Source organism: Actinoplanes sp. NPDC048967, assembly GCF_040649415.1.
Classification (GTDB): domain Bacteria; phylum Actinomycetota; class Actinomycetes; order Mycobacteriales; family Micromonosporaceae; genus Actinoplanes.
This window is the reverse complement of sequence record NZ_JBEZFL010000008.1, coordinates 112,448-127,992: the sequence shown is the minus strand read 5'-3', so window position 1 is coordinate 127,992 and position 15,545 is coordinate 112,448. Positions and strand designations below refer to the sequence as shown.

The window sequence follows — 15,545 nt, the reverse complement described above, 5'->3', positions numbered from 1 at the left end:
CGCTGTCGTCAAGGATGAGGTGATGCACCAGCAGGTGGAAGCGGCACAGGAGATCTGATGGCGGCTCTCGCGGTCACGGCCGTGTTCGTGCTCATCTTCCTGCGCGCGGCGGTGGGCTACGCGCGCCGACGGGATCCGCTGCTGCGTGACGTCATGCTGATCTTCGCGTCAGTGGGCATGCTGTTCGTGCTCGGCGTGCTGACGTTGATCATGGGAGAGCCGCCGCGCGCCGCGGTGGCGCTGATCACCGCGGTGCTGCTGGGGCAGCCGCTCTGCACCTTACGGCTGGTGAGCCGGATGCGGCCGGTGCCGGCGTGGGTCATGGGGGGCGCGTGCGCCGCCTGGCTCGCCTCCGCCGTGCCCGTCCTGCTCGTCCCGCCGCCGCTGCCCGAACGCGTGGTGTGGCCCACGGTGCTGCTGTTCTTCGTGGTGGAGGCGGTCGCCGGGGTGCTGCTGGCGGCGGACGCCCGGCGCCGGGGCGGTGCGGCCCGGATCCGGCTGTGGTGCGCCGCCGTGGGCACCCTGCTGTTCGGGGTGGTGCTCCTGTTCGCCGGGGCGGAGGTCACGGTGCTGGCCCGCTCGGTCGCGGTGGTGTCGGCGCTGATGTACCTGCTGGCCTTCATGCCGCCGCACTGGCTGCGGCGGATCTGGTCGTGGGGTGCGGCGTACGGGCTCATGCGCAGCCTGCTGGCGGCTCCGCCGGCCGAGCCCGCCCCCCGGGTGTGGCAGCGCTACTGCCGCAGCGCCCGGCATGTGCTGGGCGCCGACGCCCTGGTGATCCTGCTGCCCGGGCCGGCGGACACGGTGCAGCTGATCAGCGATCCGGAGCTCGACCTGGACGCCCGGCGGTACCGGCCGATCGACGTGAGTGGCCTGTCCACCGGCCCGGTGACCATCGACGCCCTGGCCGGCTGGACCGATCCGCCGCCGGCCGCCGCCGACCTGGCCCGGATCAGCGGCACCCGGTTCGTCAACGCCACACCCCTGCCGGGCACCGGCGGCGCGCTGGTGCTGCTGCACCGCTACCGGACGTTGTTCGCCGACGACGACGTCGAGCTGTTCGCGGAGCTGGCGAGCCAGGCCGCGGCCCTGGCCGAGCGGGCGGTGGTGCTGGACGACCGGCACCGGCTCGCGGTGATCGTGGAGTCCTCCGCCGACGCCATCATGAGCAAGGATCTCGACGGCGTCATCACCAGCTGGAACGCCGGGGCCGAACGGCTCTACGGCTACACCGTGGCCGAGGTGGTCGGCCGGACGGCGGACCTGCTGTTCCCGCCCGGTGAGCAGTACCAGGAGGCCGAGCTGCTGGCCCGGGCGGTCCGCGGCGAGTGCGTCGACCAGGTCGAGGTGCAGAACCTCACCAAGGACGGCGTAGGTGTGACGGTGTCGCTCACCTCGTCGCTGATCACGGACGCGAGCGGGCAGCCGACCGGGGTGGCCTGCATCGCGCGCGACACCAGCGAGCGCCGGCGGGCCGAGGCGATGTTCCGCGGGCTGCTGGAGGCGGCGCCCGACGCGATCGTCGGGATCACCGCCGACGGGCGGATCGCGCTGCTCAACGCGCAGACCGAGCGGCTGTTCGGCTACCGGCGCGACGAACTGCTCGGGCGACCCGTGGAGATCCTGGTCCCGGAGCGGATCAGGAAGCAACATCCGGAGCACCGCCTCAGCTACTTCACCGACCCGCAACGCCGGCCGATGGGCGCCGGGACGGCGCTGGCCGCGGTGCGCAAGGACGGCACCGAGTTCCCGGCGGAGATCAGCCTGTCCGCCCTGGAGACCGACCAGGGCGTCATCGTCTCGGCCGCGATCCGTGACGTCACCGAGCGGCTGCAGGCGCAGGCCGAACGGGAACGGCTGGCCGCCCAGGCCGAGCGGGACGCCGCCGAGCGCCGGCTGCAGCACACCCGCCGGCTGGAGAGCCTCGGCCAGCTCGCCGGCGGGGTGGCGCACGACTTCAACAACATCCTCGCGGTCATCGCCAGCTACACCGAGCTGCTCACCGAGACCCTGGCCGACCCCGTACCGGAGCAGGCGGACCTGATCGCCGCCCGCGCCGACCTGGGCCAGATCGGGCGGGCCACCGAACGCGCCACCCGGCTGACCAAGCAGCTGCTCGCGTTCGGCCGGCGGGAGATCACCCAGACCCAGGTGCTGAGCCTCAACCACGTGGTCGGCGACGTGGAGCAGCTGCTGCGCCGTACCCTCGGCGAGCACATCCACCTGATCACCCACCTGGACCGCGACCTGTGGCCGGTGTGCGTCGACCCCAGCCAGTTCGAGCAGATCCTGCTCAACCTGGCGGTGAACGCCCGGGACGCGATGCCCGGCGGCGGGACGCTGTCCATCGACACCGGCAACACCGAGCTGGACGAGGACGACGTCGCGGAGTGCACCGACCTCGCCCCGGGCCGGTACGTGCGGTTCCGGGTCAGCGACACCGGCAACGGGATGCCGGCCGAGGTGGCCGAGCGGGCCTTCGAGCCGTTCTTCACCACCAAGCCGCAGGGCGCCGGCACCGGGCTGGGCCTGGCCACGGTGTACGGCATCGCCACCGCGGCCGGAGGTCACGTCCGGCTCTACTCCGAGCCCGGCATCGGTACGACCGTCACCATCGTCCTGCCGGCGTCCGCCGACGCGATGACCGTCCCCGAGGCAGCCGAGCCGGACAGCGCACCGGCCGTCCGGTCCGCGCCCGAGGCGACGATCCTGCTGGTCGAGGACGAGGAGGCGCTGCGCGTCGCGACGGGCCGCATCCTGACCCGGGCCGGCTACGAGGTGCTGGTCGCCGACGGTGGTCCCGCCGCCCTGCGGATCGCGCAGCAGCACCCGGCGCCGATCCACCTGCTGCTCACCGACGTGATCATGCCGAAGATGATGGGCAACGAGGTGGCGGCCCGGGTGCAGGCGCTCCGGCCCGGCCTGCCGGTGCTCTACATGTCCGGCTACGCCCAGCCGGTCCTCACCGAGAACGGCACCCTCCCGCCGGGTGTCCTCATCATCGAGAAGCCTTTCACCCGGCGTGACCTGCTCGACTGCGTGCACGCCCGGCTCCGGCACGCCACGGCCGAAGCCGATCCCGCGGCGGCGTCGAGCCCCTGACCGGTCTCCCGGCGGCCGATCGGGCACGACCGCCCGGCCGCACGTGCCGCCCCGGGCGCAGCCCTCGACCACGGTGGCGTCCATGCAGTAGAACGGGGTTGATCAGGGCCGCCACCGACGCCGGCCCGCCGGGGAGGCCGCCGTGGAGAAGTCACTGCTGGACCGGATCCGCACCGGTCTGATCGGCGCGGGCGAGGTGCTCGACGGGCCGTACGGTCCCCGGCGGCTCACCTACGCCGACTACACCGCGTCGGGCCAGGCGCTGGACTTCGTCGAGGACTTCATCCGGCGGCAGGTGCTGACCCGCTACGCCAACACCCACACCGAGGCCTCCGCGACCGGGCTGCAGACCGGCGCCCTGCGCGAGGAGGCCCGCCGGATCATCCACCGTGGCGTCGGCGCCGGCCCGGAGCATGTGGTGCTCTTCTGCGGTTCGGGGGCCACGGCGGCGGTCAACAAGCTGGTCGCGATCCTCGGCCTGCGCCTGCCGGAAACCCTGGCCGACCGGTACGGCCTGACGACGGTGATCCCGGGCCACGAGCGGCCGGTGGTGTTCGTGGGACCGTACGAGCACCATTCCAACGAGCTGCCGTGGCGCGAGACGATCGCCGACGTGGTCACGATCGGCGCCACCCCCGACGGCCACGTCGACCTCGACGACCTGCGCCGGCACCTGGTCGCGTACGCGGACCGCCCGCTGCGGATCGGCAGCTTCTCCGCGGCCTCGAACGTCACCGGCCTGCTGACCGACACGACCGCGGTGACCCGGCTGCTGCACGAGCACGACGCGCTGTCGGTGTGGGACTACGCGGCGGCCGGCCCGTACGTGCCGATCCGGATGCGCGAGTCCGCACCCGGCCGCGGCGACCATCTGGACGCGGTGTTCCTCTCTCCGCACAAGTTCGTCGGCGGCCCGCAGACCCCCGGCGTCCTCGTCCTGCGCCACGACCTGCTGGCCAACCGCGTGCCGACCGTGCCGGGCGGCGGGACGGTGGCCTTCGTCAACCCGGTCACCCACCGCTACCTGGACGACCCGATCGCCCGGGAGGAGGGCGGCACCCCGGCAATCGTGGAGTCGGTCCGCGCGGGCCTGGTCTTCGCGGTCAAGGAAGCGGTCGGCACCGACACCATCGGCGCCCGCGAACACGCCCTGTGGCGGCGGACCCTGGACCGCTGGGCGGGGGAGAGCCGCATCGAGGTGCTCGGCGACCTGGCGGCGGAACGGCTGTCGATCGTCTCGTTCCAGATCCGCGCCGGCCAGCGCCACCTGCACCACAACTTCGTGGTGGCACTGCTCAACGACTTGTTCGGCATCCAGGCCCGCGGTGGCTGCTCGTGTGCGGGCCCGTACGGCCATCGCCTGCTCGGCATCGACGAGGCACACTCCCGCGAGTTCCACGCCGAGATCGTCGACGGGTGGGAGGGCATCAAGCCGGGCTGGGCCCGGATCAACCTCAACTACTTCATCTCCGACGAGGTGGCCGACTATCTGGCGGAGGCGGTGGCGCTGATCGCCCGGTACGGCGGCCGGTTGCTGGAGGACTACCGCTTCGACCCGCGTACGGGCCGGTGGCGCCACGGGCGTGCGGCCGGGCAGCCGGTCCGCCTGTCGGACCTGCGGCTCGGCCCGGACGGCAGCGTCTCGATGCCCGGGGCGCGGCCGACGCTGGGGGAGGAGGTGCTCGCGGGCTACCTCGACGAGGCCCGCCGGATCATGCGGGAGCGGGCGGAACCGATCGACGGGGTGGGGCTGGACCTGCCACCGGCGTTCGAGAAGCTGCGCTGGTTCGTGCTACCTACGGAGTGCCTGGACGATCAAGGATGATCTCCACGAGAGGGCTGCCGGCGAGCCAGCTCTCCAGGCTCTCGGCCCAGTCCAGGGTCGGCACGATCGCGCCGAAGACCCGGGCCCGTTCGTCCGGGTCGGTCACGGCGCGCCCGCGGGCCGGAACATCCAGACCGCGCAGATGCAGCGTGAACTCGGGATGGGCCAGCATGTTGGCGTACCAGTCGCGCGACCCGGGGCTGCCGGTCAGCCAGAAACGGCCGTCCGCGCGGTACCGCCACGTCTCGATGCGGCGGGGTTGCCCGCTGCGCCGCCCGATCGTCGTGATCTCGACGGTCTGCTGCCGTTCGAGTGCCTGCCGGGCCTGGTCCGTCACCGTCATGAGCCGATCCTGCGACCTCAAGCCGGGTTCAGGTCAACACTGTGCGGCTTGCGAGCGAGCAGGATCCAGCACCGCGGGCTGCCGTCCCGGTAGGTGCCCAGGCTGGTCAAGGGGCTCGACTCGACGGTGAAGCCGGCCGCCACCAGGTCGTGCTCCATGGCGGGCAGCGCGGTGGTGCGGTAGTACATGACGAACGGGGGCCGCAGCACGGCATTGCGGACCCGCATGACCAGGTCGAACCCGGTCAGCGTCCAGTGCGCGACCGACGTCGGCGGCGGCAGCACACCCATCGGAACGGCGAAGAGCCCCCCGGGCCGCAACGCCCGGTGGACGCCGGAGAAAAGCGCCGGCCGTTCCGCGGGCAGGAAATGCCCGAGCGCCCCGAAGGTCACCGCGAGATCGAAGTCACCGGCGAAGGGCAGGGCCCGGACATCGGCCCGCACGAACGTGGCGTCGGGACAGGCGGCCCGCGCCTGCTCCAGCATGCCCGCGCTGAAGTCGACGCCGGTGATGCCGTCCCGGCACAAGCGCTGAAGCGGCATCAGGCCGGCGCCCGTACCGCAGCAGACGTCCAGGCCCCGGCCGAACGGCCCACTGCCGTCGAGCGCCTGCACGGTCGCCTCGAGAATGCTGTCCGGCGTCCGGAACGGCGTGTGGTCGAACTTCGGCGCCAGCAGGTCATAGCCCCGCTCGACGGAGGAAAGGGCTTGTACGCAAAGCTCGCGCAGGGATGGTCCTTGAGGCGAGAACACGCGCCGAGGGTACCCGCCCACCCACCGGGCGAGCACCCGATCCGCCGTCGCACCTGCTCGCGCTTCTCATCGGGTTCCCTGGTCGGTCGCCTTGTCGGATCGAGGACACCCGCGTCGACGTCGGACCCAGGACTGCGCATGCTGGAGCCGCGATACGCCCGCTGCGATCGCGTTTCCCGCTCACCGTCTGCGATGGAGGGCGCTTGTCCAGTGACGTATCGCCAGGGCAAGACGCGGCTGTGGTGGAGTTCAACGCGCTTCGCGCGGAGATGATCGCGCGGCAGAACAGTCAGCAAGGACTCCTGTCCATCCAGTTGACCGCTACCGGTGCGCTTTTCAGCCTGGCGTTGTCGGGCGCCGGGCGTTCGGCTGTCCTGCTGGTGCTCCCGCTGGTGACGTACATGCTCGCGGGCCGTCACGTCTCCCACAGCTATGCGTGCCTCAGTATCGCTGCCTACATACGAACCCGGCTCAGTGACCGCGTGTCAGGCGGTCTTGGTTGGGAGGAGTGGCTGCGTACGCATCGATCGAGTCCACGACGCCGGCGGTTCTTCAATCCCCTCTTCATCACGTTCCCGGGAATCAGTCTCTTGGCACTGCTCGGCTCGGTGCCGTATCTGGGAAGTCTGCCGGGATCTGTCACTGCGGCGATGCTGTGGTCGGCGTGGCTTGCCGGAATCGCGCTGACCGCACTGTCGGCGCGCTTGGTCTGGCAGACTCGCAGCGATTCATTCTTGTGGATCGGGCCGACTTCGGGCCCCGCGGATGACCTGTGACCTGTCTCGTTCCGTTCCGCACTCGATGATCCGGGTCGGAGCCGCCGGCCGACAGTGGGGTTATCCCCACCTCCGCTCGCGGGTCTACCGGATGGTTTCCCCGCCCCGGCCGGCGAAGCATGTCCTCATGGTGACGATCCGACCCCCGGCCGTGCCCCCACTCCTCACCGGGCTGTGGACCATCGTGTGCGGCCGCGACCGACCTCCGGCCGCGCCCGGCAGGCTGCTCCGCAGCCCGCTCCTGACCGCCGTGTGCATCCTGGCCGGTCTCGGCGCGGCCGCGTTCGTCCACTACGACCTCACCGACCTCACCCTGGCCGGACCGACAACCGCCGTACGGCTGGCGCTCGCCACCGCGGTAGCAGCCCCGTTGACGCTGCTCCCACGCCGCCCACTGCTCGCCTGGCGGCTGGCGATGATCGCGACCCTGCTCAACCTCCCGCTCACCGTCGCCCCCGAAGGCCTGTCATGGCCGTGGCATCCGGCCCAGACCCTGGCCCTGCCGGTCCTGGTGCTCTTCGTCGCCCTCCGCCATTGCGTCACGACGGTGTTCTGGGCCGGCCTGGTGACCGCCGCCGCAATGGCGGTGCACCTGCCGGCAGCCCAGGCACCGGTGGTCATCGCCTTCGTCGTCCTCTGCGCAGTGGTCGGCGACCAGATCCGCCGCCGCGTCGAAGCGCAGCACAACCTCACCGCCGAACGGAAGCTGACCGAGGCGGAGCAGGCGCGGCGCGTCGTCCTGGAGGAACGGGCCCGGATCGCCCGCGAGATGCACGACGTGGTGGCGCACCACATGTCGCTCATCGCGCTCCGGGCGGAGACCGCGCCGTACCGGCTGTTCGACCAGCCCGAGACGCGAGATGCGGAGTTCGCCGAGATCGCGGGTGCGTCCCGGGCCGCCCTCAACGACATGCGCCGCCTGCTCGGCGTCCTGCGCAGCGACCCGGACACGGCACCGTCGGCGCGGTCACCCGGCCTGGCCGAAATCCCAGCCATGATCGAAGCCGCCGGCGCCGCGGGCGTCGACGTCTCACTGGAGCCGGCCGGCTCCGTGACGGCAACGCCGGTCGTCGAGGAATGCGCCTACCGCATCGTCCAGGAAGGGATCTCCAACGCCACCCGGCACGCACCCGGCGCGGCCATCAGGGTCACCCTGACCACGGACGGCCGGACCCTGCAGGTCCGCGTCCACAACACCGAACCCGACCTGGCCGGTTCCCCCGCCGTGACCGGCCTGGCTGTCGGCGGCCCGAGGTCGGCTGGTTCCGCGGCCGTGACGGGCCTGGCTGTCGGTGGCCCGGAGGCGGCTGGTTCCGCGGCCGTGACGGGCCTGGCTGTCGGTGGCCCGAGGTCGGCTGGTTCCGCGGCCGTGACGGGCCTGGCTGTCGGTGGCCCGAGGTCGGCTGGTTCCGCGGCCGTGACCGGCCTGGCTGTCGGTGGCCCGAGGTCGGCCGGTTCCGCGGCCGTGACCAGCCTCGCCGCCCGCGGCCCGAAGGCGGCCGGTTCGCCTGCCGGCAGCACCCGCGCCGACGGCGGCCACGGCATCGCCGGCATGCGCGAGCGCGTCGGCGCACTCGGCGGCGCCCTCACGACAGGCCCCAAAGATCGGGGGTACGAGGTCAGCGCAGTCCTGCCGCTGCACACCTGACGGCCGCCCAGCCTCCGGGCCTTCGCCGGGTGTGGAGCCGCCGCCGCACGCCGATCACGGCGCTCCTCGCCCGTCGAGCCGGCCCGCCGCCACGTGCACGATGTGGTCAGGAGGTGGCGGCCGTAGGCGAGTTCACCGTCACGGTCGCCTCCCGGCGGGTTCCGGGCTTCGCGCCGGTCCTCAGCCGCGCTCCACCAGGGCGTCGACCAGAACGGTGGCGCCTCGGCGGGCGGCCGCCACGATCTCCTCGTCGGTGAAGTCGCCCTGCGCGGAAGCCTGGACGGCGGCGTTGATGCTCAGCAGGGCCATGCGCAGCTGAAGCGCGTCGACCGCGGTGCGGTGAGGCAGCAGCGCCACGAGGGCGTCGACGAGTTCGGCGAGGGCTGAGCCGATCCGGTTGTCGTGCTGCGCGGTCAGCGAGCGCACCAGCAGGGGGTTGGCGGACAGGAAGCGGAGGCCGTGGAGCTTGTCGGCCGAGAACGAGTCCACCCATCGCAGCACCGCCGCCTTGACGAGTTCGATGGTCCGCGGCTGCGCGACAACCCACTTGAGCAGCTGCTCCGCCTCGTCGCCGCGTTGCGCGAACAAGGAGCGGACGATCTCCTCCTTGCCGGCGAAGTGGTAGTACAGCGACGCCTTCCGGATGCCGAGCACCTCGGCGACCTGGCGCATCGACGTCGCGTCGTACCCCTGCTTGGTGAAGAGCTCCAGCGCGACCCGCAGGATCGCCGCCCGGGTCTCCGGCCCCGTGCGGCGCGTCGGGCCGGGGGCGGGGGCGGGTGTCGTGGACATAAGACCACCCTAGCCTACCTACCGGTAGGTAGGCTAGAGTGACGCCGAGCCGTAGGCAGGGAGGAAGCGATGAGCCAGTACACCGTCGTCCGCGATTACCGCTATCCGATCGAAGAGGTGTGGCACGTCCTGACAGATCCCGAGTACGTCGCGCGGTGGACAACCACCGGTCGCGGCGGACGCCCCGAGGGCTACGCCGCGGTGGCCGGCACCAAGTTCCGTTTCGTGGGGAAGCCGACCATGGGCTGGGCCGGCGTGGTCCATTGCGAAGTCACCGACGTCGACGCGCCCCGGACACTGCGTTACACCTGGCGGGGCGACGAGGACAGCAACGCCATCACCGTGGTCACGTACCTGCTCGAACCGATCGCCGGCGGCACCCGGTTCACCTGGACGCACACCGGCTTCACCGGGCCGGCCGGCTTCGTGATGTCCAAGCTCCTCGGCAACGTACGCCGCAAGATGCTCACCGAGGGCGTACCGCCGATCCTGGCCGCCTACCACTCGGCACGCCGTCCCTGAGCACGGAGCCGTACGGGCTGAGAAATGTCACCGTCCGTCGCTACCATGTCGACGTCCCGCATCCCGCGAACCCCGGAGTCGACCTTGCCCGTGCCGTGGCCGGACGGCGGCCCCTGGGTGCTCGCCACCACGTCGGCGTCCGTCGACTGGCAACCCGCCGCGGCGGCTCTGGCCGCGGCGTCGACGGTTCGCGTGGCCGCGCTGGTCTTCGGAGCCGAGTCGCCGCCCGGGCCGCTGCTGCTCGGGGAGCTCGCCACCTTCCTGCAAGCCGGCGACGGTGCGGCCGACCCGCTGAGCGTGGACGAGGCTGTCGCCCTGGTACGCACGCTGGCCCGCACTCACGGACTGGTCCTGGTGGTGGGGGTGCCGGGCCTGCTCGTGCCGACCGGGCGAGCCGGCTGGACGCTCATGGACCTCGCCGTGGCAATGTCCGCCCCGGTCGTGGTGGTCACCGGAACAGGAGCCGACGCGGCCAACCACACCACACTCGCCCTCGGCGCGGTGGCCGGCCACGGCCTCACCGCCGCAGTCATCACCGTCGGCGACCCACCCTCCGACGCGAACCGACCAGACCCGGCCGCCGCCGACCCCGCCGGACCTCGCCGTGATCCTGTGCCGGCCGACAACGCGCAGCACGACGGCGACGCCACGCCGGCGGGCGCTGCCGCGCGGCCGGAGGAATCCGATTCACCGAGCCCTGCCGACGACGCGCCGCCCGTACCGGATCACGAGGCCGGCATGCCGGTCACGCCGGCCGGCCGGATCCCCGCCGATCCGACCGACCACACCGACGATCTCCCCACCGCCGCCAAGCAGTGGCTTCACCCCCTGCTTCACGCCTCAGCCGGCCGCCCGAAGACCGAAACCCCACCGCCACCACCCCAACCGCTCCCACCCCCAGCCACCGCCAGCGGCAAACGAGTAGTCCTCCTCCTCGCCGGCGTCTTCGTCTCCATGTCCCTTGTGGTCTGCGGTCTGGCCTTCTGCCAGCCGGCCGCGCGCACCGAGGCCACCCTGGAGCAGGTGACCGTCGAGCCGGCGCCGCGCACCCGAGAGCCGGAGAGGCCAGGACCGAGACCGGGACCGGTCCGTGACGTCTGCCCGCAGAACCAGGGCCGTGTCACCCCGACCACGCCGGACCGGGCCACCGTCAAGCGGGTCGACGCCGCCTGGAAGCGCATCGAGACCTGGCTTGCCGCCCATGCCCCGGACACCCGCCGCTCCCTGCGGCCGCCCGCCGACGCCAAGCGGATCGACGCCGCGCAGCGCCGCATGTCTGTCGCTTTTCCGGCTGACCTGGTCGCTTCCCTGAGGCGGCACGACGGTGTGAGTCACACCAGGGGGACCGCTTTCACCCTGCCGTTCTTCTACGGTCCGATGCCCGTGAGCGACATCCCCGCCGAGTGGCTGACGCTGTGCGGCGTGCTGGTCGAGGTCTTCGGCCAGCAGGACAGCACCTGGTGGGACAAGGCTTTCGTGCCGTTCGCTTCCTCCGGCGACGGTGGCAACCTGTTCGTGGACCAGCGCCCCGGCAGTCACAGCCGGGTCGGTGAGTTCTACAACGAGGACGGCGTCTCCTTCGAGGAGTGGCCCGCCTCGGTCGCCGAACTACTGGAGACGACAGCCGATTCGCTGGAGACCGGACGTGCGTTCGGCGGCAGTTACCGGCCCACGGTCACCAGACAGGGCGTGCTGGAGTGGGACGTCCACTAAGGAGCGGAGCGGGCCGGCTCGGGCAGCGGCCGCCCCGGACCGTACGTGGTGCCGGCCCGGTCGCGTTCCAGCCAGCCCGTGTCGACCAGCATCCGGCGCGTTCCGGCCACCTCGTCGGTGACCTCGGCCAGCCGCTTGTTGATCTCGTCCTCGGCGTACAGGCCGTCCAGCGCCAGGTGCCGGGCCAGCAGTTCGCCCATCAGCGCGTACCGGTCGCTGAGGGTCGGCGGCAGGCCGGTCAGCCGGCCGTGCGAGAAGTTCGCGCGCAGCTGCGGATAGTCCCGCAGCAGGGCCGTGATCGGCTGCAACCGGTCCACCGCGTCGGCCGCGTCGCGCAGCCCTTCCAGCTTCGCGCGGTAGAAGCCGTTGCCGGAACCGATCGCCACTCCCAGGCCGACCAGGCGGGCGCAGGCGTCTCCGACCTCCGGCAGCGGCCGGTCGAGGGCGTAGGACAGCTCTCCGAGGGAGGCGCCTTCCTGGCCGCGGCGGGCGAGCTCGGCCAGGGCGAGCAACCGGATCGGCACGGACAGCTGGGCGAGGACCTCGGCGGCGCGGGCGGCTTCGACGGACATCCCGCCAACGTAGTCACCGCTGGTCGGGACGCGCACCTGCATTTCCCGTACGGGTCAGGCTGAGGACCGTGTCGGTGCGCACGCGGGCGACTTCCCGAGGTCGCAGGGTTGAAACTCGGTGGAGTGGGGCATACGTGCGCGTGTGCTGCGTAGACGATCTTCGTCGACCGTGCTGTGGCCCGCTCTGCTGGGGCTCGCCGGCCTGGTCCTGAGCGGTTGCGGGTCGGTCGACGACCGCGGCCGCGCCGCGGATGACGTGGCCGTGCGGCTGCTGACCGCGGTCGCCGATCGCGACGGCACGGCCGCCTGCGCGCTGCTCGCGCCGGACACTGCCGCTGAGCTGGCCGCCGACGCCGAGAAGCCGTGCGACGAGGCCGTTCTCGAGGAGGAGCTGTCCGAGCCGGGCGCGGTCACCGGCACCGACGTGTACGGCCAGTGGGCCCAGGTCCGGTTCGCCGGTGACACGCTCTTCCTGGCGGTGTTCCCCGGCGGCTGGCGGGTCGTCGCGGCCGGCTGCACGCCGCGACCCGAGCGCCCCTACGACTGTGCGCTGAAGGGGAGCTGAGCGATGCGGTTCTTGTTCGTGCTGCTGCTCGTCGTGGTCGGCACCGGGCTGGCGTACTTCATCACGCTGGGGGTGCTGCACCGGTGAAGCGTTTCGTCCGGGAGAACTCCCTCGGTCTGGTCTTCGGGCTGCTGTTCCTCGTGGTGCTGGTCGGTCAGGCCTTCGCCGGGCACGCCGACTTCAATCAGATGCAGCTCAGCGAGGGGCTGGGGGAGGTGTCGCTGGGGCGGTACCTGACCTCGGCCAGCTTTGCCACGGACGTGGCGGAGAACTGGCAGTCGGAGTATCTGCAGTTCTTCCTCTACACCTTCATGACCGTCTGGCTGCTGCAGAAGGGGTCGCCCGAGTCCAAGTCCCTGGACGAGGCCGGCCGGGAGTCGGACCGCGAGCAGAAGGTGGGCCCGTACGCCACCGACGCCTCGCCGAAGTGGGCCCGGGCCGCGGGCTGGCGCCGCACGCTGCTGGCCAACTCGCTCGGCCTGGTGATGGGTCTGATCTTTCTCGGTTCCTGGCTGGCCCAGTCGATCGCCGGGGTGGCCGCCTACAACGAGGAGCAGCTCGGTGACCTGCAGGACCCGGTGTCCTGGGCGCAGTACGTGCGGGAGCCGGACTTCTGGAACCGCACGCTGCAGAACTGGCAGTCCGAGCTGCTGGCCGTCGCGTCGATCGCGATCCTGGCCATCTATCTGCGCCAGCGCGGTTCCCCGCAGTCCAAGCCGGTGGGCGCGGCGCACACCGACACCGGCATCGAGGGGTGAGCGCGCCACCATCGGGTATTTCCGCCGCTGACCCGGTTTGGGATGCTTCGTCACCGGTAATGTCGCTTGCGGTTAGGCAACTATTGCAGGGAGATCTCGTGAACACGAAGACCGCTCGGCGTGCGACTGAGGACAACCCGCTGACCAGTACGCGGACCGCCGGCAACGCCGACGATCTGCTGCGCGCGATGGCGGCGATGCCGGCGGCCCACCCGTCCCGGCCGGCGCTGCGCGACCGGGCCATCGAGGCCTGGCTGCCGCTGGCCCGCCACCTGGCCAACCGTTACGCCGGCCGCGGTGAGCCCACGGACGATCTGCTGCAGACCGCCACGGTCGGGCTGATCAAGGCCGTCGACAAGTTCGATCCCGGCCTCGGCACCGACTTCGCCGGGTACGCCATCCCCACCGTCATCGGAGAGATCAAGCGGCACTTCCGGGACCGCACCTGGGCGATCCGGGTGCCGCGCCGCCTGCAGGAGCTGCGCCTGGCCATCACGGCCGCCAACAACAGCCTCACCCACACGCTGGGCCGGTCGCCGACGGTGGCCGACATCGCCGAGCACCTGGCGATCACCGAGGAGGAGGTGCTGGAGGGCCTCGAGGGCGCGCGGGCGTACAACGCCACGTCGCTGTCCACCCCGGTGGGCACCGACGGCACGACCGAGCTGGGGGAGACCCTCGGCGGTGAGGACAACGAGTACGCGCTGACCGAGGCCCGGCTCGCGCTCGGCCCGGCCCTGGCCTCGCTCGACGAGCGGGAGCGCCGGATCCTGACGCTGCGGTTCTACGGCAACCTCACCCAGACCCAGATCGCCGAGCAGGTCGGCATCTCGCAGATGCACGTCTCCCGCCTGATCACCCGGGCACTGGCCAAGCTGCGCGGCAAGCTCGGCGACGACACCATCTGACGCGGCGGCGCGGGCCCGGCCGGCCGGGCCCGCTTGCTCGGTCACGAGCGGCGGCGGTATGCCCGCCGCAGCAGCAGATGCACTGCCGCGTAACAGCCGAGCCCCAGCACGACGATCCCGACCTGTGTGTACCACCGGGCCAGCGGCCCGTCGGTGATCAGCTGGGCCCAGCGCAGTCCCCGCAGCACCATGAGCAGGGTGAACGGCACCAGCGCGGCACCGATCCACCACCGGCTGCCCTCATGCTCGCTCATGCCGCACGACCGAGGCCGACCAGCGGGCGTTCCAGGACCGGCGCCGGGGCGGCGACCGGGGGAGCGAGGACGGTGGCCAGGCGCCGGCGGCGCGCCAGCAGGACGATCACCGCCGCGTACGCGAGCAGCACCGGCACGTCGATCACCGCGAGCTGCCAGGGCATGTCCGCCGCGGTCTCGTCGGCGTAGAGCGTGCCGGACGCCGCGCTCAGCACGCCGGCGATCAGGTTGTTCATCACGTGCAGAGCGATCGCAGCCTCCAGCCCGCCGGTGCGGACGGTCAGCCACCCGGTGACCACGCTGAACAGGACCAGGTCGGCGAAGCCCCACGGGGTGCCCCAGCCGTGCAGCGCCGCGAACACCATCGCCTGCACCGCGATCGGCACCCACGGCCCGCGGCAGATCGAGCCGACCGCCTGCAGCAGCCAGCCCCGCGTCAGGTACTCCTCGGCGGCCGCCTGCAGCGGCACCACGGCGACCAGCACCAGGCTGCCGGCGATGAACGGCCCCCAGCCGGCCGGGCCGTCGCCGAGCCCGACGTCCTCGCCGGTCGCCGCGGCCAGCGCGATGCCCCCACCGAGCAGTACCGTGACGGCCGCGGCAGCGACGGGCAGGCAGATCAGCAGCCAGCGCGGCCGCAGTCGCCCGGTCACCGACGAGAGTGTGCCGGCCGGGCGCCGCTGCACCCACCGGGCGGCCGCGAAGATCGGCGGCAGCAGGGCGGCGATCAGCAGGAACTCGAAGGCCAGGTCGGCCAGCGGGCCGAACGACGGCAGACCGTCGGCGTTCTCCGGCCGGCCGGCGAGGGCCGCGGCCGCCGAGGTCAGCCCGAGGCCCAGCAGGATCAGCACGACAGCGCCGGCGAGCACGAGGGCGGTGCCGGCGACGGGACGCCACCAGCGGTGGGCGGTGGTCCGTCCGAGACGGTGGTACGGGATCAGCGGCGCGATGGTCGACATGGGAAGAAGCCTCGCCGAACCAGGGGGGCCGGCGGATCTGGCCGCAGCCGGATTTC

General features: G+C 72.1%; 15 protein-coding genes. 9 read left to right on the top strand and 6 right to left on the bottom strand.

The window, feature by feature from the left end:
* Positions 1–57 precede the first annotated feature (57 nt).
* Positions 58–3,102, top strand: coding sequence for a PAS domain S-box protein (locus AB0C12_RS31405; RefSeq protein WP_360553472.1), 3,045 nt, complete (start codon positions 58–60; stop codon positions 3,100–3,102).
* 142 nt (positions 3,103–3,244) lie between these two features.
* Positions 3,245–4,927 (top strand): aminotransferase class V-fold PLP-dependent enzyme, encoded by a 1,683-nt coding sequence (locus tag AB0C12_RS31400; RefSeq protein ID WP_360553471.1) that lies wholly within the window; start codon positions 3,245–3,247, stop codon positions 4,925–4,927.
* Here the strand turns inward: AB0C12_RS31400 and AB0C12_RS31395 are convergent.
* Both AB0C12_RS31395 and AB0C12_RS31390 read right to left on the bottom strand, forming a co-directional pair.
* Positions 4,899–5,270, bottom strand: a complete 372-nt coding sequence (locus AB0C12_RS31395) for a nitroreductase family deazaflavin-dependent oxidoreductase (RefSeq protein WP_360553470.1) — start codon at positions 5,268–5,270, stop codon at positions 4,899–4,901. The two genes, AB0C12_RS31400 and AB0C12_RS31395, sit on opposite strands and share 29 nt — an antisense overlap.
* Before the next feature lie 17 nt (positions 5,271–5,287).
* Positions 5,288–6,022 carry a class I SAM-dependent methyltransferase gene (locus tag AB0C12_RS31390; protein WP_360553469.1) on the bottom strand — a complete coding sequence of 245 codons (735 nt, stop codon included), beginning with the start codon at positions 6,020–6,022 and terminating at the stop codon, positions 5,288–5,290.
* Between the two features lie 203 nt (positions 6,023–6,225).
* Between AB0C12_RS31390 and AB0C12_RS31385 the strand changes: the two genes are divergently transcribed.
* Together AB0C12_RS31385 and AB0C12_RS31380 are read left to right on the top strand one after the other, a co-directional pair.
* The gene (locus AB0C12_RS31385) at positions 6,226–6,798 is read left to right on the top strand and encodes a hypothetical protein (protein ID WP_360553468.1); all 573 of its coding nucleotides are present in this window, start codon (positions 6,226–6,228) and stop codon (positions 6,796–6,798) included.
* A gap of 127 nt (positions 6,799–6,925) precedes the next feature.
* Positions 6,926–8,446 carry a histidine kinase gene (locus AB0C12_RS31380; protein ID WP_360553467.1) on the top strand — a complete coding sequence of 507 codons (1,521 nt, stop codon included), beginning with the start codon at positions 6,926–6,928 and terminating at the stop codon, positions 8,444–8,446.
* Between the two features lie 180 nt (positions 8,447–8,626).
* Here AB0C12_RS31380 and AB0C12_RS31375 read toward each other — a convergent pair whose 3' ends face one another.
* Positions 8,627–9,238 carry a helix-turn-helix domain-containing protein gene (locus AB0C12_RS31375; RefSeq protein ID WP_360553466.1) on the bottom strand — a complete coding sequence of 204 codons (612 nt, stop codon included), beginning with the start codon at positions 9,236–9,238 and terminating at the stop codon, positions 8,627–8,629.
* Positions 9,239–9,307: 69 nt separating this feature from the next.
* Here AB0C12_RS31375 and AB0C12_RS31370 point away from each other — a divergent pair, with 69 nt between their 5' ends.
* Complete coding sequence (locus tag AB0C12_RS31370; RefSeq protein ID WP_360553465.1) at positions 9,308–9,760, top strand: SRPBCC domain-containing protein; 453 nt, start codon at positions 9,308–9,310, stop codon at positions 9,758–9,760.
* 45 nt (positions 9,761–9,805) lie between these two features.
* On the top strand, positions 9,806–11,473 hold the full coding sequence (locus AB0C12_RS31365; RefSeq protein WP_360553464.1) for an SMI1/KNR4 family protein: 1,668 nt from the start codon (positions 9,806–9,808) through the stop codon (positions 11,471–11,473).
* Here AB0C12_RS31365 and AB0C12_RS31360 read toward each other — a convergent pair.
* Positions 11,470–12,045 (bottom strand): DUF2087 domain-containing protein, encoded by a 576-nt coding sequence (locus AB0C12_RS31360; RefSeq protein ID WP_360553463.1) that lies wholly within the window; start codon positions 12,043–12,045, stop codon positions 11,470–11,472. The genes AB0C12_RS31365 and AB0C12_RS31360 overlap by 4 nt on opposite strands.
* A gap of 142 nt (positions 12,046–12,187) precedes the next feature.
* Here AB0C12_RS31360 and AB0C12_RS31355 point away from each other — a divergent pair, with 142 nt between their 5' ends.
* The 3 genes from AB0C12_RS31355 to AB0C12_RS31345 all read left to right on the top strand — a co-directional run bounded on the left by AB0C12_RS31355 (position 12,188) and on the right by AB0C12_RS31345 (position 14,276).
* Complete coding sequence (locus AB0C12_RS31355; protein WP_360553462.1) at positions 12,188–12,610, top strand: hypothetical protein; 423 nt, start codon at positions 12,188–12,190, stop codon at positions 12,608–12,610.
* 83 nt (positions 12,611–12,693) lie between these two features.
* The gene (locus tag AB0C12_RS31350; RefSeq protein WP_360553461.1) at positions 12,694–13,368 is read left to right on the top strand and encodes a DUF6766 family protein; all 675 of its coding nucleotides are present in this window, start codon (positions 12,694–12,696) and stop codon (positions 13,366–13,368) included.
* Positions 13,369–13,556: 188 nt separating this feature from the next.
* Complete coding sequence (locus AB0C12_RS31345) at positions 13,557–14,276, top strand: SigB/SigF/SigG family RNA polymerase sigma factor (RefSeq protein WP_360553743.1); 720 nt, start codon at positions 13,557–13,559, stop codon at positions 14,274–14,276.
* Between the two features lie 41 nt (positions 14,277–14,317).
* Here AB0C12_RS31345 and AB0C12_RS31340 read toward each other — a convergent pair whose 3' ends face one another.
* Together AB0C12_RS31340 and AB0C12_RS31335 are read right to left on the bottom strand one after the other, a co-directional pair.
* Positions 14,318–14,530 (bottom strand): hypothetical protein, encoded by a 213-nt coding sequence (locus tag AB0C12_RS31340; protein ID WP_360553460.1) that lies wholly within the window; start codon positions 14,528–14,530, stop codon positions 14,318–14,320.
* The gene (locus tag AB0C12_RS31335; protein WP_360553459.1) at positions 14,527–15,489 is read right to left on the bottom strand and encodes a type II CAAX endopeptidase family protein; all 963 of its coding nucleotides are present in this window, start codon (positions 15,487–15,489) and stop codon (positions 14,527–14,529) included. The genes AB0C12_RS31340 and AB0C12_RS31335 overlap by 4 nt, the downstream gene beginning before the upstream one ends.
* Between the last annotated feature and the right edge of the window lie 56 nt (positions 15,490–15,545).